The organism is Anabaena sp. TISTR 8404 (genome assembly GCF_056847745.1).
This window is the reverse complement of record NZ_CP180578.1, coordinates 5,357,861-5,381,705: the sequence shown is the minus strand read 5'-3', so window position 1 is coordinate 5,381,705 and position 23,845 is coordinate 5,357,861. Positions and strand designations below refer to the sequence as shown.

Below are 23,845 nucleotides of genomic sequence, written 5' to 3'. Positions count from 1 at the left end.
GCACTTTTGTTTGTTTTGTGTGTCACACCTTTAATGAAGATGCCGTAATGGGAGACCGATATAGCTTGCAAGAAGAACCTATTCATCCGTGGATTAAAACAACTCCCTTTTTTCAAGGGTTGCCAGAATCTGTTGTGGAACCAGCCCTTATCCATCTTGTAACTCGAACACACCCAGCCAATCAAGTGATTTTATTAGAAAATGACTGGGGTGGTTCTGTATATTTTATCTTTGAAGGTTGGGTAAAAATTCGCACTTATAATTTGGAGGGGAAAGAAGTCACCCTAAATATTCTAGGTAAAGGCGAAATATTTGGGGAAATGGCCGCTTTAGATGAAGTACCTCGTTCTACCGATGTGATTACTCTCACTGCTACGGTAATTGGTAGTATGCCATCTCAAGATTTTGTGAAGTTACTCCAAATAGAACCCTTGGCTGGAGTGAGATTATCAAAGTTGATGGCTAGACGTTTGCGGCAAGTAAATCGTCGCCTGCGATTGCGAGAATCTGATAGTCAATCACGGGTAGCAGACACTTTGTTATTCTTAGCAGAAGGACAAGGAAAGCGATCGCAAACAGGAACTGAAATTCCTAATTTACCTCACAGAGAATTAAGCAGTCTTAGTGGACTGGCGCGAGAAACAGTGACAAGAGTCTTGACTAGGCTAGAAAAGAAAGGATTAATTCAACGGGATCAAGAAACTATTTCTATTCCCGATGTGTTAGCCCTGGAAAGATTGATTGTGTAAAAAATTTTCAAAATGAGTATTGTAGATTCTCTGCCCGAAGAGCCAGAGGAAAGTTCATCTTCTGAATCTCAACCTTCTCTCAATCAACAGTGCGATACCAGTTCCAATCATTCTGGGAATCATCGCAAATTACAACCGCCCAAATTGAAAGCTGTAGCACCTTTGAGAATGGTAGAAACGGCATTTTTAGCCAGTACTGCCAGCTTAATTTGGTTTATTAATTTTTATTTTCCTTTGGGGCCAGTTCTGCGGATATTTTTTCCCGTACCAATCGCTCTAGTTTACCTGCGTTGGGGACACAGAGCAGCATGGATGGCAGCAATAACATCTGGTTTGTTGTTATCAGTACTAATGGGGCCTGTACGCAGTCTACTGTTTGTCATGCCTTTTGCGTTCATGGGCGTACTATTAGGGGCAACTTGGCATCGTCGTGTTCCCTGGATTGTGTCTATTACTTTAGCTACGTTATTAGGCACTTTGGGCTTCTTTTTTCGGATGTGGTTGCTGTCTATTTTGTCTAATGAAGACTTATGGATTTATTTAATTAACCAAGTTACAGAAATTGCCGAGTGGATATTTCTCAAACTGGGATTCTTAAACAGTCCCAGTGTATTTTTGATTCAAATTGGGGCTTTGGCCTTGGTTGTCATTAATAACTTTATTTATCTATTTGTAGTGCATCTGGCTGCATGGCTGCTTTTAGATCGTTTGGGTAATCCCATTCCGCGTCCCCCACGCTGGGTACAAGTCTTGATGGATTATGAAGGGTAGTTAAAGTGCTGAGTGCTGAGTTATTTCAATTTAATGATGATTCAGATTTATACCCAAGTAGAACAAGCTAAAGCATGGATTTCTAAGTATCGTAGTTGTTTACCTGTTTTTACCTGTGTTTTAGGTTTTACCGAAACTGCTTTGATTCCCGGAATTTCGGCAGCTGGACGCACGCCAGAAGACCGCAATTACACGGCTTGTGCGGATGCTGAGTTTTTATACTACGGTGCAGAACATCAACCGCAGTATCATTTACCACCACTAGCGGCGGGAGCCTCACCTGTATTAATTTCTCGCGCTGTGGTCGAGGCATTAAATATACCTGTTTACTTGTTTAATGCCGGATTATCCCAGCCACCTGCTGTACCAGCCATTGATTTGGGAGGTTTGCCAGCTAGGTGTTTAAGTACAGGTAAGGCAATGGATCTAGCCACAGTCAAGCACTTGCTAGAACAAGGACTGATTTGGGGCGATCGCTTGGCGGCTGAAGTTGGGCAAAGTTACTTAATTTTGAGTGAATGTGTTGTTGGCGGTACGACAACCGCTTTAGCTATTCTCACCGCTTTAGGAATAGATGCGATCGGCAAAGTCAATAGCAGTCACCCGATTTGTAACCATCAGCAAAAGTGGGAAGTAGTACAGGCAGGGTTACAAAAAATTCTCAGTTATTCAGATCCTCTAGAGTTAGTAGCGGCGGTGGGCGATCCCATGCAAGTGGTAGTAGCAGGAATGGCGATCGCCGCTAGTCGTCGTTGTGGAGTTATGCTGGCAGGTGGAACACAAATGTTGGCAGTTTACGCTTTAACTACAGCAATTTCGCAAGCTTACGATTTATTTTGGCAACCAAATGAAATCATCGTCGGAACAACTCGCTGGGTAGCAGAAGATCCCACTGGCAAAACTGTTGATTTAGCCCTCAGCTTGGATAAAAACACCAAAAATCCGGGCATCATTCCTACCTTACTATCAACACAGCTAAGTTTTGCCAATTCGCGTTATCCCCAACTCCAAGCTTACGAGCAAGGTTTTGTGAAAGAAGGTGTAGGGGCTGGTGCAGCTTGCATTACCGCCTACCTCTACCAAAATTGGCAACAATCTCAACTTTTAACAGCTATTGAAGACCAATTGAAGCGGCTGAGTCTTTCAAAATTGCATGGGTTGTAAAGTTCCTCTATTCAATAACAACTGATCAGGTGAACATAATATCAGCAATCAACATACAAATTACTTGATAAACTTCTAATTTTTAAACTAAAAAAATTGGGTTTTTCAGTTTTTTCCCACCAAATTACTAACAACCTGTTGTCCATTACTTAATTGCTCTATATTTCTGGTAATAATCCTCTCTTGCTCTTTTAACCCAGAAACAATTTCTACTTTGCTATCTTGTACTTTGCCTGTTTTCACCCAGCGCAATTGAGCAATGTTATTTGCACCAACTACATAAACTCCTTCTAACTGACCTCGTTTCAATAAAGCACTCTGAGGAATCACGATTGCTGAGTGACTTTCACCAGGTAGTTCCACCCGCCCAATCATTCTAGGCATTAAATTTGTGGCATTTTTCAAGGCTATTTTGATAGTAAAACTACGGCTGTTGGGATTTGCTGAAAGAATAATTTGATTTACCTGTCCGCGTACAGAACGGTTGAGAGCATCCAGATGCACTTCTACTTCATCTCCTTGTTTTACCAAGGACATCATTGACTTTGGTACTACAACACTAAAGCGCAGGCGATCGCTACTTTCCAATGTCACTAAAGGTTGTCCAACACCCCCTATTGCACCTACTTCTATATGTTTCTTTGTGACAACTCCAGCAAACGGGGCTTTAACAATGCTGTTGTTTAAGTTAGCGATCGTGGGCTTTACTTCTGCTCGTGCTTGCTGCACTTGGGAACGCGCTTGCTCGACTTTTGCTCGTGCTTGTTGGACTTGGAAACTTGCCTGTTTTACGGCAGCTTTGGCTTGCTCAAGTTCCTGCTTGGCTTGTTCAATCCCAGCTTTTGCCTGTTGAATGCGAGATTCAACTAATGCGACTTGTGTATTGGCTGTATCTAGTTGTAATTGGCTAACTGCACCATCTTTTTGCAGCATAGCCATACGTTGTTGATTTAACCGGGCTTCACCTAGTTGTGCTTGTGCTTCCTGTAATTTAGTTTCGACTTCCTGGTAATGAGCCTCTGCATGGTTGAGTTGTACTTGTGCTTGAGTTTTGTTTGCTAGGGCTTGAGTTTCGGTGGCAGTTGCAACTGTTACAATTGCCTGGGCTTGAGAAATCACAGCCGATACTTGATGGCGTTGTGCCTCAATATCTCTAACATCGATAATGGCAATAATTTGACCTGCTTTAACTCTGTCACCTTCTTGGACTGGCAAAGTTTTAATCTGTCCCCCCATAACGCTGCTAGTAGTAGTAACGGTTTCTACCGCTTCCACAGTACCATTCAAGGAGGTTTTACCCAGACTTAATGCTTTTTTGGTCAGTGCCGTTTCTACTTTTATAGGTTTGATAGTGCTAGTTATAGTACCAGTAGATTCCGCAGAATTAGAAAAAAAGGATAACACGATAGCTCGCAAGCCTGTAATTGCCAAAAGGGCTGCTAAAAAAAACATATCGTATTTCATTCGCTTACCTTTGCTGTGGTACTAAAACAAGACGAATTAAAACGATTATTTATTGAAGGATTTCTTTCAGAGCGCGTAGTTAGAAGAGTAAACATTGCGCTCTGTTTAGTTAAAAAATTTCTATCCCACCACGGTAGATTGTGTATTAGGGTCTTTGCGTTCTGCAAATTAGTATCAAAGACTACCTAGCTTTCTGATGTGGGAAAAATCCTGGAGTGTAGACAATTTAGTCGTCATGAATTTGAATAGTTTCACCGTTGGCACGAGTAATACTCAGAGCTTTGAATTCATTGTCGTCATAGTTGCCAACTACGGTGATTTTTTCTCCTACAGACAGGTTGATGGGTTGCCCTAACTGAGGTTCTGCTTCAACAATGATTTGTCCCTTACCATCGTTGAGAATGAACTCATCATCTAAAAGCTTAGTAACTTGCCCAGAAATAGTAGTAACACGAGCGTTAGGGAAATTCTCAATTTGGTTAGGTGTTTTCTGCGCTCCTACCTGAAACGGAATTAGCAACGCAAACAAAGCTGTTAGGACGATACTGGGTGTAGGATTGAAATTCATTAGTTAAATCCTCCAATCTGATGTGTAATTGACGCTTACTTTCAGATTGCCGGATAAAAGTAACAAGAAAGTAACAGCAAGGTTTTAATCTGGAAAATTTATTGCTCGTTATGGTGAGGATTGAGGCGTTAATGGTAACGTAATTTGAAATGTAGAGCCTTCACCCAAACGGCTGACTGCTCTGATTTCTCCCCCATGTGCCTGAACAATCTGTTGTACGATCGCTAATCCTAACCCGAAGCCACCTGTATGGCGCGATCGCACACTATCTACTCGATAAAATCGCTCAAATATATGCGGTAAATCTGCCTCTGGAATCCCAATACCACTATCCTGGACTTCAATTACCACCCAGCGAGATACAAGAACAACTCGTAAGTGAACTTTACCTCCAGACGGCGTGTATCGGCAGGCATTACTGAGAAGATTTGTAATTGCTTGCCGCATTAAATCTGGATTGATTCTCAACATAACTAATTGTTGAGGAAATTCACTGGTGAATTCTAAGTTTTTTGCTTTTGCTGAGTCAGAATATTCTTCTACTAATGCTTCGAGCCAGCTAACCAAATTGACCAGCTTAAATGCTTCTGGCTTTAATTGTCCTTCATTCCGAGCTAAAAATAATAAATCACTAATTAGCATTCCCATTGATTCAGCAATTTGATCAATATTTTCTAGGGAATCTTGTTGTTGACTAGGGTCAATTGGTTCGAGCAAACCAAACTGAGCATGATTGCGAATTGCTTGGAGGGGTGTGCGTAGCTCGTGGGAGGCATCAGATGTAAAACGTTGTAATTGCTCGTAGGATTGGCGAATTGGCTGCATGGCCATTCCACCAAGAAACCAACCCGTCAAACCAATGACGCTTAAGGCAATTGGTACACCTACTATTAAAAACAGTCTCAGCGACCATAAAGTTTCTTCAACAGGCGTTAGAGAAGCTGCTATTTCCAGATAGCCGATTAATTGTTGATCCTGAAAAACAGGAACTGTTAATTGACGCAGCAGTTTACTGTGACCAATACTGATAGAAACGCGATCATCCGCTTGCTGTGCTTTTTCTGTAGGATCATCTAACTTAATTGTTTGAAACCCTAGTTGATGATTTAACTGCTCTGACGGAATGACACCAAAAAACTCTAGTAGTTGCTTTTTAGGAGTGTACCAACGAGCATAAATAATTTTGTTGTTAAAAGGTAAAGCTTCACCGCCCAAGATAGGAACATCTTCAAGACTAATGCGTTGCTGTTCTTGGTAAAGTCCATCTTCAACGCCAGCAGCCATCAGCTGACTTGTACTGTAAAGTTCTTGGTCAAATGCCCGCAATTGGTCTTTGGCTTCTAAAAAGTAAAGTATTGCTGCAAATATCACTAAAATACTCCCCATCGAGAGCGTAAACCAACGAGCTAGATTACGCCGACTGCGACTGAACATTTTAGGAATTAGCGATCGCATGATTCAGGGGCAACTAGTCGATATCCTATCCCGTAAACAGTCTGTAGCCAATCTTCTGCTTTTACCAACTGTAAGCGTTGCCGTAGTCGATGCACTAACATCGTGATTGCTTTACTATCTGGTTGTCTATTCCACTCCCAAAGTGCTTGTTCGATTTGGTCGTGAGTTAGTACTTGCTTAGGATGTCGCAAAAAGTATTCCAGCAGTTGAAATTCTCGACCTGACAACTGGACTGTAATTTCCTGGCGTTGTAACGTGAGAGTGTTGAGATGAAGTTGTAAGTCGGCTAACTCTAGTTTGTCACCTTGCCAGAGTGGCGCTCTGCGTCCCAATGCTCTGACTCGTGCCAACAATTCCAGTAAACTAAACGGTTTAACTAAATAATCATCTGCACCAACATCTAAAGCAGATACTTTATCCAAAATTGCATCCTTAGCTGTGAGAATCAGTACTAAAGACGTTTTTCCTGCTTGACGATACTGTTGACACAGACTAACACCACTAATTTTAGGTAACATCCAGTCTAAAATTAATAAGTCGTAGTCTCTGTGTTGCATTAACCACAAAGCTGTTTCGCCGTCTTCAGCAGCATCTACAATATGCCCGACTTTCGAGAGCGCACCCTGTAGTGGTTGTAACTGAGTGATATCATCCTCTACAAGTAAGATTCTCATTCATCATGTTGCTGTACTTCCTTTTTATTTTCCTATGATGAATTCATCATCAAACTTTTCTGTATTATGGCTCGACATCGCTGGCTAAAATTACTCAATAACTTAGGCCTAGAGTTTTGGCTGCCAATACCTTTAATCGGACTGTTTTTTTGGTTGAGTACAGGTTTGCTAACGCATCAAGTATTGAGCTATACCTATGGCACAACTGCTCAAATCCACGCCGACTCAAAACATCAAATTCAGTTTTCTGTTTCCGTAGCTGTCATGTCTATTGAAGCGTTAATTCAACGTCAAGAAAAGTTGACTGAAGTCAAAGTTTACACTGCCGATTCAGTGTTAAAGCAAATGGAATTTGAGTTCCCTGTGACTGAATACGCTCAAGTTGATGCCGCGATCGCTCAAGCTTTAGAACTACCAATCACAGCAATTAAGCAATTAATACGTTATCGCATTGAAAACTAATACCAAATCATAGATGCTGCGTTGGCGATCGCAAAAATTTTAGCATTAGCAGGAATTACCCGTAAATTTGAGCAAACTTGGAAGCAAACTGCTTTCTCAATACCGTATCTTATTCTAAATTACCAGCGCTATTCTGAGTTGAAACTGCTGAGTAAAAAAACTAGTCTCTAGTACCTAGTGCCTCTTTGATGTATGACCGTGAAACTTTTTTCATTGGGACTGCTTTCTAGATACTTAATATAAACACAAAAATACCGGACTGAGAAAGCTCCGGTAAATCATTTGAATGTTGACTATTGAACCATTAATGAATTCTTTCTCGGAGTAATTGTTCTTCTAATGCCGCAATCCGATTGTAGGCTGCGGTTAATTGCGCTGTCAGTCTTTGTATCTGAATTTCTGGTGTTAAAACCTTATCCCCACCTTGACGATTCATATCTAAATAAACGCCGTCTGTTAGAACATCCTTGTGTTCCAATTCTTGATTAAAACTGATTTGTCCTTTTAACTGATAAGGAAAAGTATCACTATTTTCTTGATAGTTATCTTTTGCTTGTGTTTTCGCCAAGGAGCACTCTGAGAAAGCTTGAGCCACTTTAAAATCAAGCTGCTCAATTACCTGGTAGAGGGCATCCAGTTTATGGCTCAAAGTCAGGATCTGGTTTTGTAATGGCTCCATCTAATACCCTCGTCAGTCTATTTCCTCCATGTTATTCAATTTACTGGCAATGTTAAACATACTTATGAATTATTTAATTATTCAAATATTCTGTTGAATTGATATACCTAAGTCATCAATTATCAATCTTTCTCAAATATATATTGAGGTATATGCCATTCAATATATTAAAAAATGTAAAGATAATCTAATTTGTTTTTAGAAAAATATTTAATAGTAAAAAAACAAAATATCTGATTTTAAATGGTCAAATAAGCTGTATATAGTAAATTTTGGCGGATTTTAGCTTTTAGAAAGAATGATATTAATAGTTTTTTGATAATTGTTTTTTAATTCTTATTTTATATCAGAAAAATTTATGAATTAATCATCAGGAGTCTAGGAGGATGTTTTAAAAGTCTTCTTTTGAGTAGCAAAAAGTTTTATATTCCCCTCAATCTACCTTTCCAAGCTATCCTTACGCCCAAAGATTGTCTGTGAAAACTGGGTGTAGGAGAGCCAGTGGCGTGGGAAACCCGCCCACGCCACTTCCGTGACTGTCGGCAGAGCGCGATAGCAGAGTGGCTTGACTTGAGCAAACTGGCGTGTGAAAGGGCTTCGCCGTGAGCGTCAGCTGAAGGGTATAGGGTTAATGGGTTTTGAATAAGCTAATCACAGTCAACACGAACTCTAATGACTATTAGCTGCCAACTTTCGCTAAATTGGAAAAAGGTAGACTTAAGGAAATTTTAAATGACAGCACAATTGTTACTGGTAGATGATGAACCAGGATTGCGAGAAGCTGTAAAAGATTATTTACAAGAAAGCGGTTTTAGTGTTCAAGTTGCCAGTAACGCCCGTGAAGGCTGGGAGTTAATGGAACAGAACACACCAGACTTAGTGATTTCTGATATCATGATGCCCCAAGTAGATGGCTATCAGTTTCTGAAGCAACTACGGGAAGATCCTCGGTTTCAAGCACTACCAGTTGTCTTTTTAACTGCTAAAGGGATGACAGGCGATCGCATTCAAGGCTATCAAGCAGGTGTTGATGCTTATCTACCTAAGCCTTTCGATCCGGATGAGTTAGTAGCAATAGTAGAAAACTTACTTGCTCGCCGTCCTGCGAAGCCAGCCTTTACAGGCGAAGAAAGTGAAACCCCAGACATTGCTGAACTAGCAAACCAGATTGCTCAAATCAAAGCACTATTAACCCAAAAAAGTGCGATCGCTCAATCTCCGGCTCCTTTCAAAATTGATTTAACACCCAGAGAACAAAGTGTTTTAAACTTAGTAGCCGAAGGGTTGATGAATAAAGAAATTGCTCGCCGCCTAGAAACTAGTGTTCGTAATGTAGAAAAATATGTCAGCCGCTTGTTCAGTAAAACTGGTACAAATAGTCGCACAGAGTTAGTCCGTTTCGCATTAGAACACGGTCTTGCCAAGTAAACACTTCATAGCAATTTGAGATTTTTGATTCGACCTCAGGAATCAGTAGCTGTTTCAGCCATCTCAAGTAACACTGCTGATTCCAAATAGGATTTACGCACCAAAGTTAGTGATTGAGATTGAGGAGCCAGCGCCTGTGATGACCATGACAGCAGCGCGACTGGCTGTGTAAGAGTTTGCTGACTTACACCCCTAAACTTCAGGCACATCGAAAACCCTTGATTGTTTATCTCACAACGTAAGTCCTACCAAATTTATGTAAGAAAGCTTGTATTAGGTAACACGCAGCACACTATACTTACGCTAAAGCATGGTAAACAGTCGTGTTTCTAAAAATATTTCAATTTGTCAGGTGGTTAACAAACAAGGTTAATACCTCATGCTATTTTCTAGCAAAACGACACCCTGGTTATAAAAATCATATTGGTAGATAAATCTTCATAAACTGTGTAACCTTCCCTAAAAGCAAAGCAGCAACGCATTGGTTAGCTTCCAAGTATCTCCGTAGTGCAAAGGGTGAGAGTGACACTAGAGGCTTGATTCAGCTTTTCCAAGAGCAAGGTAAATTCAAGCTTGTAGCTTTGTAGTGAGGTTATGGAAGCCAACTCATGGAGAAGTAGCATAGCGCAGGCAAAGGAGCTATTGCAAAGTGCTGATTTAAAACCTAGAAACTTCCAGGCTTTGAGCAATTAACACTGTCCTAACCTAAGAAACTATTGAGTATTATCAACAGCATTGCGTAAGCGCATCAGTTGGCGACGCATTTGAGGAGAGGCTTTAAATTCTGATACTTCCTGAGCCTTAACAGAGGCTTGCAGTGTCTCTAAAAAGTCATCAGAACCTTCAGTCAAAGCGTCTAGTAGTACCTGCAACAGTTGCTCGCGATCGCCCAAGAGGCTCTTTTCCTCAATCAATCGAAACTTGAGATGTATTTCGCACTCATAAACACCTACTTCAATATTGTTTATCTGGCGTGGTAATGCTTTCGAGTTCATAGTTTTGTGGATTCCTTTACTTGGTGATCATCAGGGTGAGGAACTATCATCATCAGCAAATATGCTTTATATTTTTTTGAATCCATCCTGCTACAATTAAGAATTTTTTCCATTCATATCATTATGGATTTCATTTTTATCTCCTGTGCTTTTTCTAGCCAGTCATTGAATGCCTAAGTTTTGATCTTCCTCCGCCAGAAGTGGTTTAGGTAAGCCATAACTATTATTCAGTTTTTAAGATTCTATACAATAAAGTTTCTGTAAGAAGTTGTTCTAGCTTTTTAAAGGTTTTTACATCAACTTTATCTTAACGTCAACAACAGTTTGAGTTTTTACTTAGTTTTTAGTGATTATACGTAAGTAAAATTGCTGGTTTTTTTGAATTTAATTAATCATAGAGGAAGCTTCATCATAATTACGTAAAAACACTTGATGTTAGTTTTGTTCATTAACAATTTCAGGAGATTTTGATGCATAAATTTATCAAGTGTCAAATCTTGCTTGCTAGTCAAGAAGATATAGTTTAGCTGCAACAGCCAGGGACAAACAGAACTTACCCAGAAAAATGCAAAATTCACAGTTAAGGTAATGATAGATGTGCAGCTAAATAGTTTTGGTTTTGGAGTATCCGCCAAAGCGACACCCAAAAATCTCAGCCAAAGGAAAAATAGGAAAAAGCAGGATGAGAATAACAAATAACTAATGACTTATTAATGAAAGCTTATGGATAGAGCAGATTTAAGGACTGGGCAACAGTCTACAATGATTTCAGCGTAATCAACTCAAACCTGACACCATTCTATGGACAACCCAATGCTGCTCAAGTCCACAACCCGGCATATCCGCATTTTTGCGGCAGAAATTGATCGGGACGGCGAACTAGTTCCTAGTAATCAAGTTTTAACGTTGGATGTTGACCCAGACAACGAATTCAATTGGAATGAAGATGCTCTACAAAAAATTTATCGTAAGTTTGACGAATTAGTAGAATCTTCTAGTGGAGCAGACCTGACAGACTACAACTTACGCCGCATTGGTTCAGATTTGGAGCATTATCTGCGATCGCTCCTGCAAAAAGGCGAAATTAGCTACAATCTATCTGCTCGCGTCACCAACTACAGTATGGGAGTTCCCCAAGTTGCTGTAGACGATAAATAGTAGCAAACTGCACAGAACACACAAAAATCACAAATCTCAATTGCAAGAACTCTTCATAACTCAACTTTTACCTGTGCATGAGTCTTTTGATTCTAGAGTGATGTAGATTCTCACTCCTAACTAGATTAGGGGCATTATCCTGCCCCTAATCTTTTAAAGATAGTAATTCTACTACTTTTCTCAATTCCCAGATATTTTGCACCGTTTGTTGATAAAAATCTACATTACCGAGGGGAAATAAGTATTTTCCTCCAAATTTAACTATTTTGAGTCATTTTTTTAGATAAACCAGCAAAAATGAGATTTTCATTTTGTTGGTAAAATTTTACAGCAGATTGCAGGCGAATGAGGTACAAGTTTTTACCAAAAAGCTATGTAAAACAAGACTTGCAAGCCTGTTCCTTGTCCCCTGCGATGCAAGCTCGCTTGTCCTGAGCGTAGCCGTATCCCTTCGGGGAAGCAAGCTACACGCAGCGTCTGCGACAGGAGAAGGACTTGTCGATGTGTTACCTGTTCCCTGCTGTCAGTCTGCTAGTTTAACAAATAACTTTTTAATTCTTAAATAAAATTAATTTAAAGGTTGCAAATGCTCACTCAATGTAGTTCATTACAACAAATCTAATTGGTTTAAATTGGGGTTCATAACGTAACTCAATGTGGAAAGTTGATGATTTTTAACTCTAACTAAACCATATTGACCTATAAATTAAAGAAAAGACTGTATTCTGTGTTCCTTGCTAATGGTCTAATTGACTCCAAGCATCCAGTTCTAGATAAATAGAGGTTAAGCTTTGTTGACAGGGTTACAGTTAGTGGCTAAGGCAACGGAAAGTCACAGAACAATAGAAGTTATGATGAGGCTGTAGAATTGGCCAAGGAGTGTGGTATTTGCATAAATTGACTAAACCAAGTATTAGCATTGGCTGGTATTTCCCAGCTAGAATCATGATCCCCAGTTGGATGCTTCTGTTTGCAGAAACAAGAGCAGTCTAAATTCAGAGTACTGCTTACTGCCTATGCTTTTCAAGAAATTGCCAATCGCTAATCAGTGCGAACACTATGGAAAATGATGCGGCAACCTTCTACTGCCCAAATGAACTTTGTCAGGCTGCCAACCCCCTGACTCATAAGTTTTGCCAAAGATGTTCTACACCCATACCCAAACGATATCTCTGGGCTGTGGGTGATGTTCTAAATGTGGGTAGTCCAGGAGAAATACTAGCCGATCGCTATTTAGTCATCAATAAATCTGTGGTATTAGATACTAAACCCGGATTACTCCCCCAAGGGTTAGAAACAGACAATTTACCAACCATCAGAGCTTATTTGAGACTAATTCCCTATAGCTTACATATACCTCAAGTATATGGGATGCTCTCTCTGAAAGATGGCCGCTCTCGCAAAGACATTGTACTGCTGGAAAAACCGCCGTTATTCACAGAACCATCGACAGACTCCCAATTACGGTTGTGTCCCCAATTAACTAAAGCTTGGCGCACGGCTACATCTATGCGTCAATTGAATTGGCTATGGCAGTTAGCTCATCTGTGGCAACCTTTGGTAAGTGAGGGTGTTGCTTCTAGCTTGATTGACCCCCATTTATTAAGGGTGGAAGGGCCTTTAGTCCGCTTGTTAGAATTGCGGTTTGACACCTCAACAGCACCAAAGCTATCACATTTAGGAGAGTTTTGGCAGCAGTTGTTGCCAGACACCAAACCAGTGATAGCAGAATTTGTTCAGCAAGTGAGTAGTTTTCTCATTCAAGGAGAAATAAACTCACCAGAAGTATTAATTGCAGTTTTAGATCGCGGATTAGCAGAATTAGGAGAATCACAATCTCCGAAAATTAAGATTATCACTAAAACTGACACTGGGCCTAAACGGCAACGTAATGAAGATGCCTGTTACCCTCCTAGTGGCACACTGTTGAGTAAACCCCCGCAAGCAACAGCCTTGGCTATTGTTTGTGATGGCATTGGTGGACACGAAGGCGGTAATGTCGCATCTAATTTAGCCATTGAAACTATTCAACAGCAAGTACAGCAACTCACCAAAGTTCCTCACGACCATATAGAACCCTCGCTGCTGCTGGCAGATTTAGAGCAAGCTGTGGCAATTGCCAATGATAAAATCAGCCAGCGCAATGACAGCGAAAATCGTCAGGGTAGAAAACGTATGGGTACAACCTTGGTGATGGCATTGCCAGTAGCTCACGAAATGTATATTACCCACGTTGGTGATAGTCGTGCTTATTGGATTACACGGGACGGTTGCTACCAAGTTACCCTTGATGATGATGTTGCTTCTAGAGAAGTGCGTCTGGGATATGCCATTTATCGTGAAGCTGTACACCAAAGTGGTTCCGGCTCATTGGTTCAGGCGTTAGGTATGAGTCCCAGTGCAGCATTACATCCAACAGCACAGCGGTTTATTTTGGACGAAGATGCTGTGTTTCTGCTGACATCTGATGGCTTAAGTGATTTTGACCGTGTAGAAGAATATTGGGAAACAGAAATTTTACCAATTTTGACAGAAGAAACAGATTTAGTTACAGTTGCTGACAAATTGTTGGAAATTGCTAACACCAAAAATGGACATGATAATGTCACGATCGCTTTAGTCCATTATCAAGTTAAATATGTTGAGCCAGAGTTAACTCTCAAACCGGCTGTGATTGACAGTTCTAGCATCAAAACAGCCAAAATTACACCTAAGCCGCTCCAACCTACTTTACTAGAAGACATTTCTGAGCAAAAAACTTTAATTCCTGAAGATAAGCCTCGTTCCTTTCAGCAACTGCCACTACATTTAATCGTCCCAATGATTATAGCGATCGCCGCAGGTTCTTTAGGACTGTTGGTGCGAGGACTGCTTTGGCAATCACCATTAATTCCTACTGTTTCTAGCCCTAGTGTACAGCCAACTGCTACTTCCACTAATGAGCCACTGGCTAACCTTGCTCTTGGCTCAGTAATTACTAACAGCCAAGAAATTACCCTAGATAATCATAAGCTACCCCCAGGCAGTTTGTTGCAAGTGGTTGAGTCAGAACCTAGCGAGACACCAAATTCTCAGGAAGCTGTGGTAGATTTACGGGTTTGTCCCCTAGAAAACAGCCAACCTCCCCAAACTGAAAAAATCCTGCGAGTAAAATTAACACAACTCCAACGCCCAGGCATCTCCGTACTCAAATCAAACGAAGCCAACCGTTGTGAAAATTTGTCCCAGCCGCCAGATAGCTAAACTCCCGTGTTGACTGAGAGCCTAGAAGAATAATATCAGTGAAAATAAGACCAATACTCGATACACTTGTAGAAGCTTGGGATAACACATCTAATAACCAGATGACAAAATTCCAGGATCAGAGTTTTCCTCAGGAAAAATTGTTATCGCAAGTCCTTGGTTTCTACCTTTTAGTTTACAGAACCCATGCCATCCTTGAACTTAGCGATCGCCCGTCTCATCAACACAGGCACAGATAGCTTTGCCATTTGGGTGGTCAAGGCTCCCTACCCCAGTGGCTATGTTCTGCGTGACTGTGTATGGCCTTCTGAACTGAATCAAGTTTGGCAAGAGTGGCAGCAAATGTTTGCTGGACACAGCGGTTTAAATGTGACAGCCAGCACAGCGCCTCAACCAGCTAACCCTCTGTCGTTGAACTTGGGTACAACGGCTACAGGTAATATGCCTGGCTACAGCGGCCGTCTGATGCAATACTTAGGGTTGTATTTGTGGCGCTGGGTATTTGATGGGCCAATTCTCAGCAGTCTCGAACGCAGTTGTGGGATTGCGATGGGACAGCATACACGTTTGCGCTTTCAACTAGAAATTCGTGACCCTGGTTTAATTGCCTTACCTTGGGAAATTATGCAGCGCCAACCCGGCCAATCAGCAATTTCTCTCTCGCAGGATTTGCTGTTTAGCCGTACTACCAGTGAAGTTGAACCACTGCCCTTTTTACGCACAGATCAAGCAATCAATATTTTGCTGGTTTTAGGTCATGATGAAAACTTGCAACTGGAGAAAGAAGCCACTATCCTCCAACAAATCTTGGAAAATCAACAGCAAATAGGCCATCCTTTTTCAGGGTTTGCTCCTTGTATGGTCAAAACCCTGATTCAACCAACACCACAAGAGTTGATTCAAGAATTAGAAACCAAGGCTTACAATGTCTTTTTTTACGCTGGACACGGATTGCCAAACCCTGATGGCGGACTGTTATTTTTGCGTCCAAACAAAGCTCTGAATGGTATAGAATTGGCGCAAGTATTAACTCGAAGTGGACTAAAATTAGCTGTTTTCAATGCTTGTTGGGGAGCGCAACCAGCAGCTGTGAATCACCAAGCAATCCCCGCCAGTAGTTTAGCCGAAGTGTTAATTCGTCATGGCGTACCGGCAGTTTTGGGAATGCGTGATGTGATAGCTGATCATGAAAGTCACACTTTTATTAAAGCTTTTGCGGCAGCTTTGCGATCGCGCAAACCAATTGATGAAGCTGTGGCAGAAGCTCGACAAGAAATGTTAACACTATATAAATTCAACCAACCTGCTTGGACTTTACCAGTTCTGTATTTGCATCCAGATTTCAATGGCGAACTTGTGAAAAGCATTGATGAAGGAATTACAGAGTTGCCGGATATTTCAATTATCAATGTGAATCGTGCTAATTCTAGAGCTTGTTTGCGATCGCTTTCGCCAGGCGGTAAAACTTGGTTTTTACGCACAGGTGTAACTCGCATTGGTCGCACCCAAGACAACGATATCGTGATTCCTGAACCGTCGGTTTCTAAACGTCATGCCGAAATTTTATGCCGAAATACTTTCACTGGCACAACTCCAGTACAAACTTATTACTTACAAGATCTTTCAACTTACGGCACAACTTGGTGTTTAAGTTCTAATGGTTGGCAACAAATTCTGCGGGAGGAAGTACCATTACAATCCGGAGCCAAGCTAAAGTTTGGGAATTCTCGTAGTGAAACTTGGGAGTTTATTATTGAAAATTAAGGAGCCTTTAAGGATAAAAGTTAAAGTGAACTTATATACTTCACTCTTTATTCTTGCTGCTTCATATTTTCTCTTTTTAAATTACTAAATAAAATCAGTTTAGTTTTTGCGGAAATTCTAATTTGCAAGTTGTAGCAGTCAGTACTGCTAAATAATTCATCAGGAGTCAACAACAATGATTAAAAAAATGAACAATTCCCACAATCTCCCATCCTTGGCTACTCAAGTGGAATTAGAGTTCCTAGAATTACTTCTACAACCCGAAGACGCTGCTTATCCTTGGAATCCGACTGATGCTCAAGCCGAAGCATATTTTGATGAATTAGAACAGCAGTTTGTGATGCAAGATGTGCTGGACGAAGAACTACATACTAGAGCAGAATCTTTCTACGGAAAGCTAGATAATTTGTGGTCTCAGGTAGCAAATTGCGCTGATTACAAATGTACTACAGAAATCGGAATTTTAGATAGTCTTTGTGAAACTTTACATAATACCTTTGCAGTTGGAGTACCTACAAACTGGCTCAACGCGATCGCTCAGAAAGCCACAGAAGTTGTTGCTGTGCCACAATCAATCGGCGAACAACTGGTGCAGTGTGTGCAAACCGTATTACCTGCTTTAGACGTAGATGACTTAGCAGTTTTTGCCCGTCCTTATGCCTATGCTATGCGTAGCAGTGAACAGCAAAGCCTAGTATCTGTGATTAGTAAAATTGAAAATCGAGATTGGACAACTTTGTCAGAAATTGAGCAAGCTAAGGTAAGTGTGGCGATCGCCTACTATGCTCTTAGACAGCTAGAAAATTTAGACAATGAAGCTTAACGGTAGTTTGTTGTTCTGGTCTATTTCTGGGGTGAGATTAAATATCAGTGGCAACTGAATTTTCTCTAATGTAATATCTGTAGCACTTATATTTTATGGTTTAAATCATCTTTCTTTAGATATAAGCTGCCCAGAGTAGTTTTAAGTTAAGTCAATTTTTCAACTAATGCAATCTATCTTGAGATAGAAAAACCTTTGAGTTCACAAAGCCCAGTGTCAAAAAATAACAGAAGAGAGCAAGTAGGAGGCAGATAAGCTAGTTCTACCCCCTAGCTCTTATTCCTAACTTAAGATTTACTTGGGGCCGAGAAAGCGAGTAGCAAAATTTTGCGATCGCGTTGGTGACAATGCCCGTGCCTTTAAAATTGCTGCCATCAAAACAGCGTAAGATAAAATCCCCACAATAACTAATAAAAAAGCATTAATAGAACCTGTGGCGTTCCATAAAGCGTGAAGTGCAGATGCGCTTAGATAACCAATAGAGAGAATTTGCCAAGTTTTACTTGGCTTAAGCACAGCCAAACCGATAAAATATCCCAGATAGCCACTATAAGCCATGTGACCAGCTACAGAGCCTAAAACACGGGGAATCAGCAGTTGCAACCCTGCTAATTGACCAGCCGCACCAATACCGACCTGTTGGCTAACATTTTGTGTAATATCAGGGACATACTGTCCGAGAGTTTCTAACAGGGTAAATCCCAAAGCAGAAGCCGTTCCTAGGAGGATTCCATCTAGAGGTTCCCAGACTCCTATGCGTTCTCGCCAAGGAGAAGGTAATTGTTTGCCGATAAAAAACGCTCCTAGTACAGGTAAAGCCTTGAGTAATTCTTCCATCAACCCCGCACCAAAGAACATGCGTACTAGCAATTCTGTCAATGTGGTAGAGTCTTGCGGCGAAGGTAAACTACCTGGCAGAATGCCACGAAATACAAAAATAAATAATTCTAAGATAGGACTCAGCAAAATTAATGCTGTGGTTAGCGCAGTGCCAATCAATACCCACCAAGGCTTTTGCTTACCACAAAGTTGATAAACAAAGTAGTAAACAACAAAGCCGATGTAACTGGCGACAATGACTTGGTTAGCTTGGGGTCTGCCAACAGTAGCAAACATTAGCACTACAAAAACTACTGTTAATATTCCTGGTACAAGATAAGCTTTACGAGTTAAATCCTTACCAGTAGAAATAATCGGAAAAAGTTGTGTAAAGCTAACTGAATCTGGTTGCTTGATTTGAGTGTGATTTTGGAAGTTAGCGGCTGAAGGCAATGATGCGCTTTGTTTCGTCATCATTGTTGGTTGAGGTATCAAGTCATATTCAAAAATAAATTGTGGCCCATCACTACCTAAAGTAATGCGATCGCCTGACTGTAATTCTTGACACCCATAAAAACGTTTACCATTGAGATAAGTACCATTGGCACTGTTTAAATCACAAATTACCCAAGTAAATTTGTTATCTGGAGACGAAGAGAGAGGGCGAACCGCAGCATGACGACGAGATACCATTCGATACATCATGGCATCCAAGACAACCTGACAGCTGGGGTCACGTCCAATTACCATCTCTTTACTTGCATGTAGTGCGTAACGAGATTCTGAACCAAAAGCTGCTGTATTACCAGACACCAGCCGCAGAAAAGCGTTATGTCTTGCGTTTTTGCCTGTCATCGAGTTAGAGTGTCTTCCCAAACTAATTCATCAGATATTCTGGCAGGATAATTAAACCCTAGCCATACCCACAGCAGAATTGCTAAATCCACTATAGCTTTAGTCTCTGCTAACAAATTCAAAATTTTCTCACGCAAAATTTAAAATTATCTAACTCAATATTGACAAGCATTACGGCTACTTTGAGTATCTTATGAGTCTATTTGCCTGGAAATATTTCTCATAATACATACATATTATATTCCTGAAAGCCCACAGCAATAAAATATCTGGCAACCGTTAACATTTTTAGTAGTATTGGCCACATTTTAACTATTCAAAAAATATAAAATAAATTATTCAAAATAGAATAAGAAACCTTATACATGAAAAAAGTATAAGGCTTGACTAACTCTGTCTTTCATCCTTAAACTTTGGCAACCTCTAGATGCTCGACCTTAGTACCAAGTACTTTGAGAAATTCTGCCAACCAACGAGAATGAGCAGGCCAAGCTGGCGCTGTCACCAAGTTACCATCGACTATAGCCTCATCAACTGAGATTTGTACATAAATACCACCAGCTGCACGAACATCGGGACTACAAGCTGGGTAAGCAGTGCAACTCTTACCTTGTAGGACATCAGCAGCAGCTAATAACTGTAAACCATGACAAATAGCAGCAATAGGTTTATTGGCTTGAGCAAAGTGACAAGTAATTTCTAACACCTTTTGATTCAAGCGAATATATTCAGGTGCGCGTCCTCCGGGTACTACCAGTGCATCATAGGTATGAACATCTATATCGGCAAAGGTAGCATTGAGAGTGAAGTTATGACCAGGTTTTTCACTATAAGTTTGGTCTCCTTCAAAATCGTGAACTGCGGTTCGCACCTTGTCACCTGCTTTTTTGTCTGGACAAACAGCATGAACAGTATGTCCAACCATTTGCAAAGCCTGGAAGGGAACCATAACTTCGTAATCTTCGACAAAGTCGCCCACAAGCATCAAAATTTTCTTAGCAGCCATGTTTTGTTATCCTCAGTTTTTAGTTATGGGTCAATGGTCAATAGTTTATTGAACTTTGACGATGCCAATTTTAGATTTTAGATGAATCAATTTCCCAATCTAAAGTTTAAAATTCATTGACTCTTGACTAAAATTAAAGCAGATGGAATTCGGCTATGGCTCTAGGAAAATTTTTATTTTCATGGCTGGGACGACTGAGTTTAATTAAAGCAAATCGCTGTAAAGGTGTTAAAGCTGCCCACTGTTCCAAAGACAAGTTAACACCCATTTCTTGAGCTTTTTCTTGCAAGGCAACTGGTATAGTGTTAGATTCCATCCATGCAGGGTAAGGCTCCACAGGTATTTGTCCTACTGGTGTACCTGTTTTTTCTAAAATTAGCTGCTGGAGATATTCTTTGTAAGTTTCAATTTCTGTTTGTGTGCTGCAAGGCAGTTCAACTAATGCTTCACGCTCATCTTGAGTCAGCTGTAACCAATCCGATAGCTTGAGTTTAATTCCACAAGTATCTAAATTGTATCGCACTTGCATGGGTATGCAGCGCAGAGAATTGACAAAATCTGCTTCAAATTCAAAAAAAACTGCCATATTTTAACTAATAAAAAAGTTAACTGATAAAGTTAAAATAAACTTAAAGTTTTAGAAACTATTAAAATTAAAATATTTATATAAGCATAAATAATCGCTCAAAAGTTATAAATCTAATGTGAATGCTGAGAATTACTTACTAGAACGAATTATTAAATAGCTGATAGATAAAGCCAAAATTGCAATACCTAAACCAATTATCTCAATACCAGAAACCTTGCCCAAGTCAAGAATAATAATTTTACGAGCTATAGCTATTAAAGAAGTAACAATAACTAATTCTACTTGAAAAACGTGTTTTCGCAAATAAGCTGTGATATTCTCCAAAATTTCTAGGGCAATTAAAATATTCAAAAATAAGCCAAATATTTTAAATAATGTTGTGTTGAACTGTCCATAAGGTGTATCGAATAGTTCTCTAATTAAAAATACTCCTAAATCTCCGATCGCAGCTATAATTACTAGTACCATTAAAATAGATAAAATCTTAGAAACTATTACCTCAACGTTTTCGATGATATGCATAAAGCTTTCATCGCTGGTAAATCCTAAGATGTTTTTGAATAGTTTTTTCATCTGCTGCATCCTGGTTTAGTTCAACAAGAAATTGGTAATGAAGCACAGATAATAATTACTCATCAAGCCTTAAGACATAAAAAAATCATGTCTCATTTATAATCAATAGTAGATGATGAAAATTTTAAATCATCACCATTGACTATGGTCTATTGATGAATTAATAAATATCGATTCTTAATTACCAATTTCTTGTTTAAGGATATAACAAGCAGATCACCATTGCGAGGATTGGAGTTGATAATTTTTGCTTGTAACTTCTAGAGAAATTGGTGCTAGTTGCACCGCACAAGCTTTTAATTCTGGTTGCAGAGAATCTGGGCAACATTCAGGATGGGTGAGGGCGTTAGCTTCGGCATTATCTGCCCAGAGTGCGCCCCAGTGCATAGGGACAAATACAGTTCCAGGTGCGATCGCCTTGGTCACTTTTGCGGGAAAATGAGCTTGACCACGACGCGATCGCACTTCTATCACCTGATTATCAGTAATTCCTAACTTAGCCGCATCACGGGGATGAATTTCAATAAACGGTTCGGGATGCATTGAACGAATTTTTTCGATGCGACCAGTACGGGTTTGAGTGTGCCAATGTCCGTAAAGTCTTCCAGTCGTTAACACAAACGGATAATCGGGGTCTGGTAATTCTGCCAATCCTTTGGAGTAATACGCCCCGAACCGCGCCCGGCCGTCGGGGGTGTGGAAACGTAAATCGGTGTAGAGTCTTTTGGAGGGTGTAGGGTGTAGGGTGTAGGGTGTAGGGGAAGACGATATATTATCCCCACTCCCCATTCCCCATTCTCCACTCCCCGTTTCTGGATGTGGCCAATGCGTCGGCCCTTGTTTACGTAATTGTTCATGACTAAGCCCTGACATATCACAAGGACGATTTTTAGTTAGTTGAACAAACTCAGCGTAAACTTCGGCAGAATTGGCAAAGTTAAACTTATCGGCAAAACCTAACCGCCGTCCGACTTCCGCGAAAATTTCCCAGTCGGCTTTGGCTTCTCTTGGCGGTTGGCGGAATGCTGGACACAAAGTTACTCGGCGTTCAGAATTGGTCATTACGCCAGTTTTTTCACCCCACTGAGCAGCAGGTAACAGCATATGAGCGTAAGCGGCGGTTTCTGTGGGATAGTATGCGTCTTGGTAAATTGTGAAAGGCGATCGCAATAATGCTTTCTTGGTGCGTTCCAAATCTGGCATACTCACAGCTGGGTTAGTAGCTGCAATCCACAGTACACCTACATCACCAGTTTCCAAGCCTGTAATCATATCCCAAGCAGTCAAACCAGGAGTAGGGGAAATTTGTCCCCGTTTCAGTCCCCAAAAATCTTCTACTTCGGCGCGATGCTGGTCATTTTTCACCAAGCGATAACCAGGTAATAAATGCGCCAAACCTCCGGCTTCTCTACCGCCCATCGCATTTGGTTGACCTGTCAAAGAAAATGGCCCCGCCCCTGGTTTACCGATTTGTGCAGTCATCAAGTGTAGGTTAATGATAGTCCTAACCTTGGCTGTACCTTCACTTGATTGGTTGACACCCATCGACCATAAGGAAAGCACTCTTTCTGACTGACCCCAATAACGCGCGGCTGTTTCTAAATCTTCAATACTGATACCGCATTGACGCGCTGCTACTTCTGGGGGATAGTGGCGAATCACTTCTGCGTATGCCGAAAAATTGCTGGTACAGTCATCGATAAACATCGTGTCAATGTATCCCCAACGCATTAATAAGTGGGCGATACCATTTAATAAATCAATATCTGTACCAGGACGAATTGCTAAATGTAAATCTGCGGCTTCGGCGGTGGGTGTACGACGAGGATCAACCACAACCATTTTCATTTTGCGGTTTTTTCTGTGGTATTTTTCCAACCGATTAAAAATGATGGGATGGCATTCTGCTGTATTAGTGCCAATTAAAAATGCACAATCAGTTAACTCTAAATCTTCGTAACAGCAAGGCGGGCCATCAGCACCAAAACTTTGAATATATCCAGATACAGCACTGGACATACATAAGCGTGAATTTGCATCAAAATTGTTAGTTCCTAGACAACCTTTCAAAAGTTTTTGGGCAGTGTAATAGTCTTCAGTTTGAAATTGACCAGAACCATACATACATATCGCTTCTGGCCCTTGGGTGAAGCGGACAGTTTGAATTCTGTTGGTGATGATATCAAAAGCTTCATCCCAAGAAACTTGGCGGAACTCTTGATCTAAAGAGTCCCGCACCATTGGGTAATGTAATCTATTTTTGTCTAAAGATTCAGCGATCGTTGCGCCTTTAACACATACCATACCTTGGCTAGAAGGATGAGATTTATCGCCTCGCACCCGCCAAATAGGGTTTCCTTTACTATCTCGATTTGTAGGTTTATTAAGTTGTGCTGGCGGCGAAACTTCTAGACCACAGCCAACACCACAATAAGGACAAAGAGTTTTAGTAAATTCGCTCATGTAGCTACACCACTTTATTATTTTTGGAGAATAGACACAGATAATTTATCTGTGTTCATCTGTGGTTTTGATAAAAATAATTTAGGTTATTAGTAATAGAGTTTAATTATTAACCGTCGATGCACACAGAATTAAATACAAGA

Annotated in this window: 22 protein-coding genes; 9 read left to right on the top strand and 13 right to left on the bottom strand. The window is 40.6% G+C overall.

Annotated features, from left to right (window positions below):
• Positions 1 to 47: 47 nt before the first annotated feature.
• The 3 genes from ACMX3D_RS23315 to cobT are packed head-to-tail and all read left to right on the top strand — an operon-like array spanning position 48 to position 2,684.
• Positions 48 to 749: a Crp/Fnr family transcriptional regulator gene (locus tag ACMX3D_RS23315; RefSeq protein ID WP_482752410.1), complete on the top strand. Its 702-nt coding sequence runs from the start codon at positions 48 to 50 to the stop codon at positions 747 to 749.
• 12 nt (positions 750 to 761) lie between these two features.
• Positions 762 to 1,520: a DUF2232 domain-containing protein gene (locus ACMX3D_RS23310; protein ID WP_482748187.1), complete on the top strand. Its 759-nt coding sequence runs from the start codon at positions 762 to 764 to the stop codon at positions 1,518 to 1,520.
• Positions 1,521 to 1,556: 36 nt separating this feature from the next.
• A complete protein-coding gene (cobT, locus tag ACMX3D_RS23305; RefSeq protein WP_482752409.1) occupies positions 1,557 to 2,684 on the top strand; it encodes a nicotinate mononucleotide-dependent phosphoribosyltransferase CobT in 1,128 nt (375 codons plus the stop codon).
• Between the two features lie 105 nt (positions 2,685 to 2,789).
• On the opposite strand, the gene ACMX3D_RS23300 is transcribed toward cobT, so the two are convergent.
• From ACMX3D_RS23300 to ACMX3D_RS23285, 4 genes are all read right to left on the bottom strand, one after another.
• On the bottom strand, positions 2,790 to 4,148 hold the full coding sequence (locus ACMX3D_RS23300; protein WP_482748186.1) for an efflux RND transporter periplasmic adaptor subunit: 1,359 nt from the start codon (positions 4,146 to 4,148) through the stop codon (positions 2,790 to 2,792).
• Positions 4,149 to 4,374: 226 nt separating this feature from the next.
• Positions 4,375 to 4,716: a hypothetical protein gene (locus ACMX3D_RS23295; RefSeq protein ID WP_482748185.1), complete on the bottom strand. Its 342-nt coding sequence runs from the start codon at positions 4,714 to 4,716 to the stop codon at positions 4,375 to 4,377.
• A gap of 108 nt (positions 4,717 to 4,824) precedes the next feature.
• Positions 4,825 to 6,171, bottom strand: coding sequence for a sensor histidine kinase (locus ACMX3D_RS23290; protein ID WP_482748184.1), 1,347 nt, complete (start codon positions 6,169 to 6,171; stop codon positions 4,825 to 4,827).
• On the bottom strand, positions 6,159 to 6,845 hold the full coding sequence (locus ACMX3D_RS23285; RefSeq protein WP_482748183.1) for a response regulator transcription factor: 687 nt from the start codon (positions 6,843 to 6,845) through the stop codon (positions 6,159 to 6,161). Before ACMX3D_RS23285 ends, ACMX3D_RS23290 begins: the two co-directional genes overlap by 13 nt.
• Before the next feature lie 66 nt (positions 6,846 to 6,911).
• On the opposite strand from ACMX3D_RS23285, the gene ACMX3D_RS23280 reads away from it, so the two are divergent.
• On the top strand, positions 6,912 to 7,307 hold the full coding sequence (locus tag ACMX3D_RS23280) for a hypothetical protein (RefSeq protein ID WP_482748182.1): 396 nt from the start codon (positions 6,912 to 6,914) through the stop codon (positions 7,305 to 7,307).
• A gap of 304 nt (positions 7,308 to 7,611) precedes the next feature.
• Here the strand turns inward: ACMX3D_RS23280 and ACMX3D_RS23275 are convergent, their stop codons facing one another.
• Positions 7,612 to 7,986, bottom strand: coding sequence for a hypothetical protein (locus tag ACMX3D_RS23275; RefSeq protein ID WP_482748181.1), 375 nt, complete (start codon positions 7,984 to 7,986; stop codon positions 7,612 to 7,614).
• Between the two features lie 732 nt (positions 7,987 to 8,718).
• Here ACMX3D_RS23275 and ACMX3D_RS23270 point away from each other — a divergent pair.
• Positions 8,719 to 9,414 carry a response regulator transcription factor gene (locus ACMX3D_RS23270; RefSeq protein WP_482748180.1) on the top strand — a complete coding sequence of 232 codons (696 nt, stop codon included), beginning with the start codon at positions 8,719 to 8,721 and terminating at the stop codon, positions 9,412 to 9,414.
• 35 nt (positions 9,415 to 9,449) lie between these two features.
• Here the strand turns inward: ACMX3D_RS23270 and ACMX3D_RS23265 are convergent, their stop codons facing one another.
• Both ACMX3D_RS23265 and ACMX3D_RS23260 read right to left on the bottom strand, forming a co-directional pair.
• Complete coding sequence (locus tag ACMX3D_RS23265; protein WP_482748179.1) at positions 9,450 to 9,623, bottom strand: hypothetical protein; 174 nt, start codon at positions 9,621 to 9,623, stop codon at positions 9,450 to 9,452.
• Positions 9,624 to 10,127: 504 nt separating this feature from the next.
• A complete protein-coding gene (locus ACMX3D_RS23260; RefSeq protein WP_015113073.1) occupies positions 10,128 to 10,409 on the bottom strand; it encodes an Npun_R1517 family heterocyst differentiation transcriptional regulator in 282 nt (93 codons plus the stop codon).
• A gap of 801 nt (positions 10,410 to 11,210) precedes the next feature.
• Here ACMX3D_RS23260 and ndhM point away from each other — a divergent pair.
• The 4 genes from ndhM (at position 11,211) to ACMX3D_RS23240 (ending at position 17,397) form a co-directional block, all read left to right on the top strand.
• Positions 11,211 to 11,567, top strand: a complete 357-nt coding sequence (gene ndhM, locus ACMX3D_RS23255) for an NAD(P)H-quinone oxidoreductase subunit M (RefSeq protein WP_062289938.1) — start codon at positions 11,211 to 11,213, stop codon at positions 11,565 to 11,567.
• Between the two features lie 1,059 nt (positions 11,568 to 12,626).
• Positions 12,627 to 14,810 carry a PP2C family protein-serine/threonine phosphatase gene (locus tag ACMX3D_RS23250; RefSeq protein WP_482748178.1) on the top strand — a complete coding sequence of 728 codons (2,184 nt, stop codon included), beginning with the start codon at positions 12,627 to 12,629 and terminating at the stop codon, positions 14,808 to 14,810.
• Positions 14,811 to 14,996: 186 nt separating this feature from the next.
• A complete protein-coding gene (locus ACMX3D_RS23245) occupies positions 14,997 to 16,574 on the top strand; it encodes a CHAT domain-containing protein (RefSeq protein ID WP_482748177.1) in 1,578 nt (525 codons plus the stop codon).
• 175 nt (positions 16,575 to 16,749) lie between these two features.
• Entirely contained in the window at positions 16,750 to 17,397 is a 648-nt protein-coding gene (locus ACMX3D_RS23240) for a hypothetical protein (protein WP_482748176.1), read from the top strand.
• Between the two features lie 294 nt (positions 17,398 to 17,691).
• Here ACMX3D_RS23240 and ACMX3D_RS23235 read toward each other — a convergent pair whose 3' ends face one another.
• The 6 genes from ACMX3D_RS23235 to ACMX3D_RS23210 all read right to left on the bottom strand — a co-directional run bounded on the left by ACMX3D_RS23235 (position 17,692) and on the right by ACMX3D_RS23210 (position 23,702).
• A complete protein-coding gene (locus ACMX3D_RS23235) occupies positions 17,692 to 19,071 on the bottom strand; it encodes a PrsW family glutamic-type intramembrane protease (RefSeq protein WP_482748175.1) in 1,380 nt (459 codons plus the stop codon).
• Positions 19,068 to 19,208, bottom strand: a complete 141-nt coding sequence (locus ACMX3D_RS23230) for a hypothetical protein (protein ID WP_482748174.1) — start codon at positions 19,206 to 19,208, stop codon at positions 19,068 to 19,070. The genes ACMX3D_RS23235 and ACMX3D_RS23230 overlap by 4 nt, the downstream gene beginning before the upstream one ends.
• Before the next feature lie 269 nt (positions 19,209 to 19,477).
• Complete coding sequence (locus tag ACMX3D_RS23225; RefSeq protein WP_482748173.1) at positions 19,478 to 20,077, bottom strand: DJ-1/PfpI family protein; 600 nt, start codon at positions 20,075 to 20,077, stop codon at positions 19,478 to 19,480.
• A 133-nt stretch (positions 20,078 to 20,210) separates the two neighbouring features.
• On the bottom strand, positions 20,211 to 20,663 hold the full coding sequence (locus tag ACMX3D_RS23220) for a nitrate reductase associated protein (protein WP_482748172.1): 453 nt from the start codon (positions 20,661 to 20,663) through the stop codon (positions 20,211 to 20,213).
• 132 nt (positions 20,664 to 20,795) lie between these two features.
• Positions 20,796 to 21,239 carry a phosphate-starvation-inducible PsiE family protein gene (locus ACMX3D_RS23215; protein ID WP_482748171.1) on the bottom strand — a complete coding sequence of 148 codons (444 nt, stop codon included), beginning with the start codon at positions 21,237 to 21,239 and terminating at the stop codon, positions 20,796 to 20,798.
• Between the two features lie 216 nt (positions 21,240 to 21,455).
• Positions 21,456 to 23,702, bottom strand: a complete 2,247-nt coding sequence (locus ACMX3D_RS23210) for a molybdopterin oxidoreductase family protein (RefSeq protein ID WP_482748170.1) — start codon at positions 23,700 to 23,702, stop codon at positions 21,456 to 21,458.
• Positions 23,703 to 23,845: the final 143 nt, after the last annotated feature.

Bases quoted from the DNA above. Each gene is read 5' to 3' on its own strand.
- ACMX3D_RS23270 (WP_482748180.1), top strand. From the start codon at position 8,719: ATGACAGCACAATTGTTACTGGTAGATGATGAACCAGGATTGCGAGAA.
- ACMX3D_RS23280 (WP_482748182.1), top strand. From the start codon at position 6,912: ATGGCTCGACATCGCTGGCTAAAATTACTCAATAACTTAGGCCTAGAG.
- ACMX3D_RS23215 (WP_482748171.1), bottom strand. From the start codon at position 21,239: ATGAAAAAACTATTCAAAAACATCTTAGGATTTACCAGCGATGAAAGC.
- ACMX3D_RS23290 (WP_482748184.1), bottom strand. From the start codon at position 6,171: ATGCGATCGCTAATTCCTAAAATGTTCAGTCGCAGTCGGCGTAATCTA.
- ACMX3D_RS23225 (WP_482748173.1), bottom strand. From the start codon at position 20,077: ATGGCTGCTAAGAAAATTTTGATGCTTGTGGGCGACTTTGTCGAAGAT.
- ACMX3D_RS23265 (WP_482748179.1), bottom strand. From the start codon at position 9,623: ATGTGCCTGAAGTTTAGGGGTGTAAGTCAGCAAACTCTTACACAGCCA.
- ACMX3D_RS23240 (WP_482748176.1), top strand. From the start codon at position 16,750: ATGATTAAAAAAATGAACAATTCCCACAATCTCCCATCCTTGGCTACT.
- ndhM (WP_062289938.1), top strand. From the start codon at position 11,211: ATGGACAACCCAATGCTGCTCAAGTCCACAACCCGGCATATCCGCATT.
- ACMX3D_RS23245 (WP_482748177.1), top strand. From the start codon at position 14,997: ATGCCATCCTTGAACTTAGCGATCGCCCGTCTCATCAACACAGGCACA.
- ACMX3D_RS23300 (WP_482748186.1), bottom strand. From the start codon at position 4,148: ATGAAATACGATATGTTTTTTTTAGCAGCCCTTTTGGCAATTACAGGC.
- ACMX3D_RS23235 (WP_482748175.1), bottom strand. From the start codon at position 19,071: ATGACAGGCAAAAACGCAAGACATAACGCTTTTCTGCGGCTGGTGTCT.
- ACMX3D_RS23295 (WP_482748185.1), bottom strand. From the start codon at position 4,716: ATGAATTTCAATCCTACACCCAGTATCGTCCTAACAGCTTTGTTTGCG.
- ACMX3D_RS23260 (WP_015113073.1), bottom strand. From the start codon at position 10,409: ATGAACTCGAAAGCATTACCACGCCAGATAAACAATATTGAAGTAGGT.
- ACMX3D_RS23220 (WP_482748172.1), bottom strand. From the start codon at position 20,663: ATGGCAGTTTTTTTTGAATTTGAAGCAGATTTTGTCAATTCTCTGCGC.
- ACMX3D_RS23275 (WP_482748181.1), bottom strand. From the start codon at position 7,986: ATGGAGCCATTACAAAACCAGATCCTGACTTTGAGCCATAAACTGGAT.
- ACMX3D_RS23310 (WP_482748187.1), top strand. From the start codon at position 762: ATGAGTATTGTAGATTCTCTGCCCGAAGAGCCAGAGGAAAGTTCATCT.
- ACMX3D_RS23250 (WP_482748178.1), top strand. From the start codon at position 12,627: ATGGAAAATGATGCGGCAACCTTCTACTGCCCAAATGAACTTTGTCAG.
- ACMX3D_RS23315 (WP_482752410.1), top strand. From the start codon at position 48: ATGGGAGACCGATATAGCTTGCAAGAAGAACCTATTCATCCGTGGATT.
- ACMX3D_RS23210 (WP_482748170.1), bottom strand. From the start codon at position 23,702: ATGAGCGAATTTACTAAAACTCTTTGTCCTTATTGTGGTGTTGGCTGT.
- cobT (WP_482752409.1), top strand. From the start codon at position 1,557: ATGATTCAGATTTATACCCAAGTAGAACAAGCTAAAGCATGGATTTCT.
- ACMX3D_RS23285 (WP_482748183.1), bottom strand. From the start codon at position 6,845: ATGAGAATCTTACTTGTAGAGGATGATATCACTCAGTTACAACCACTA.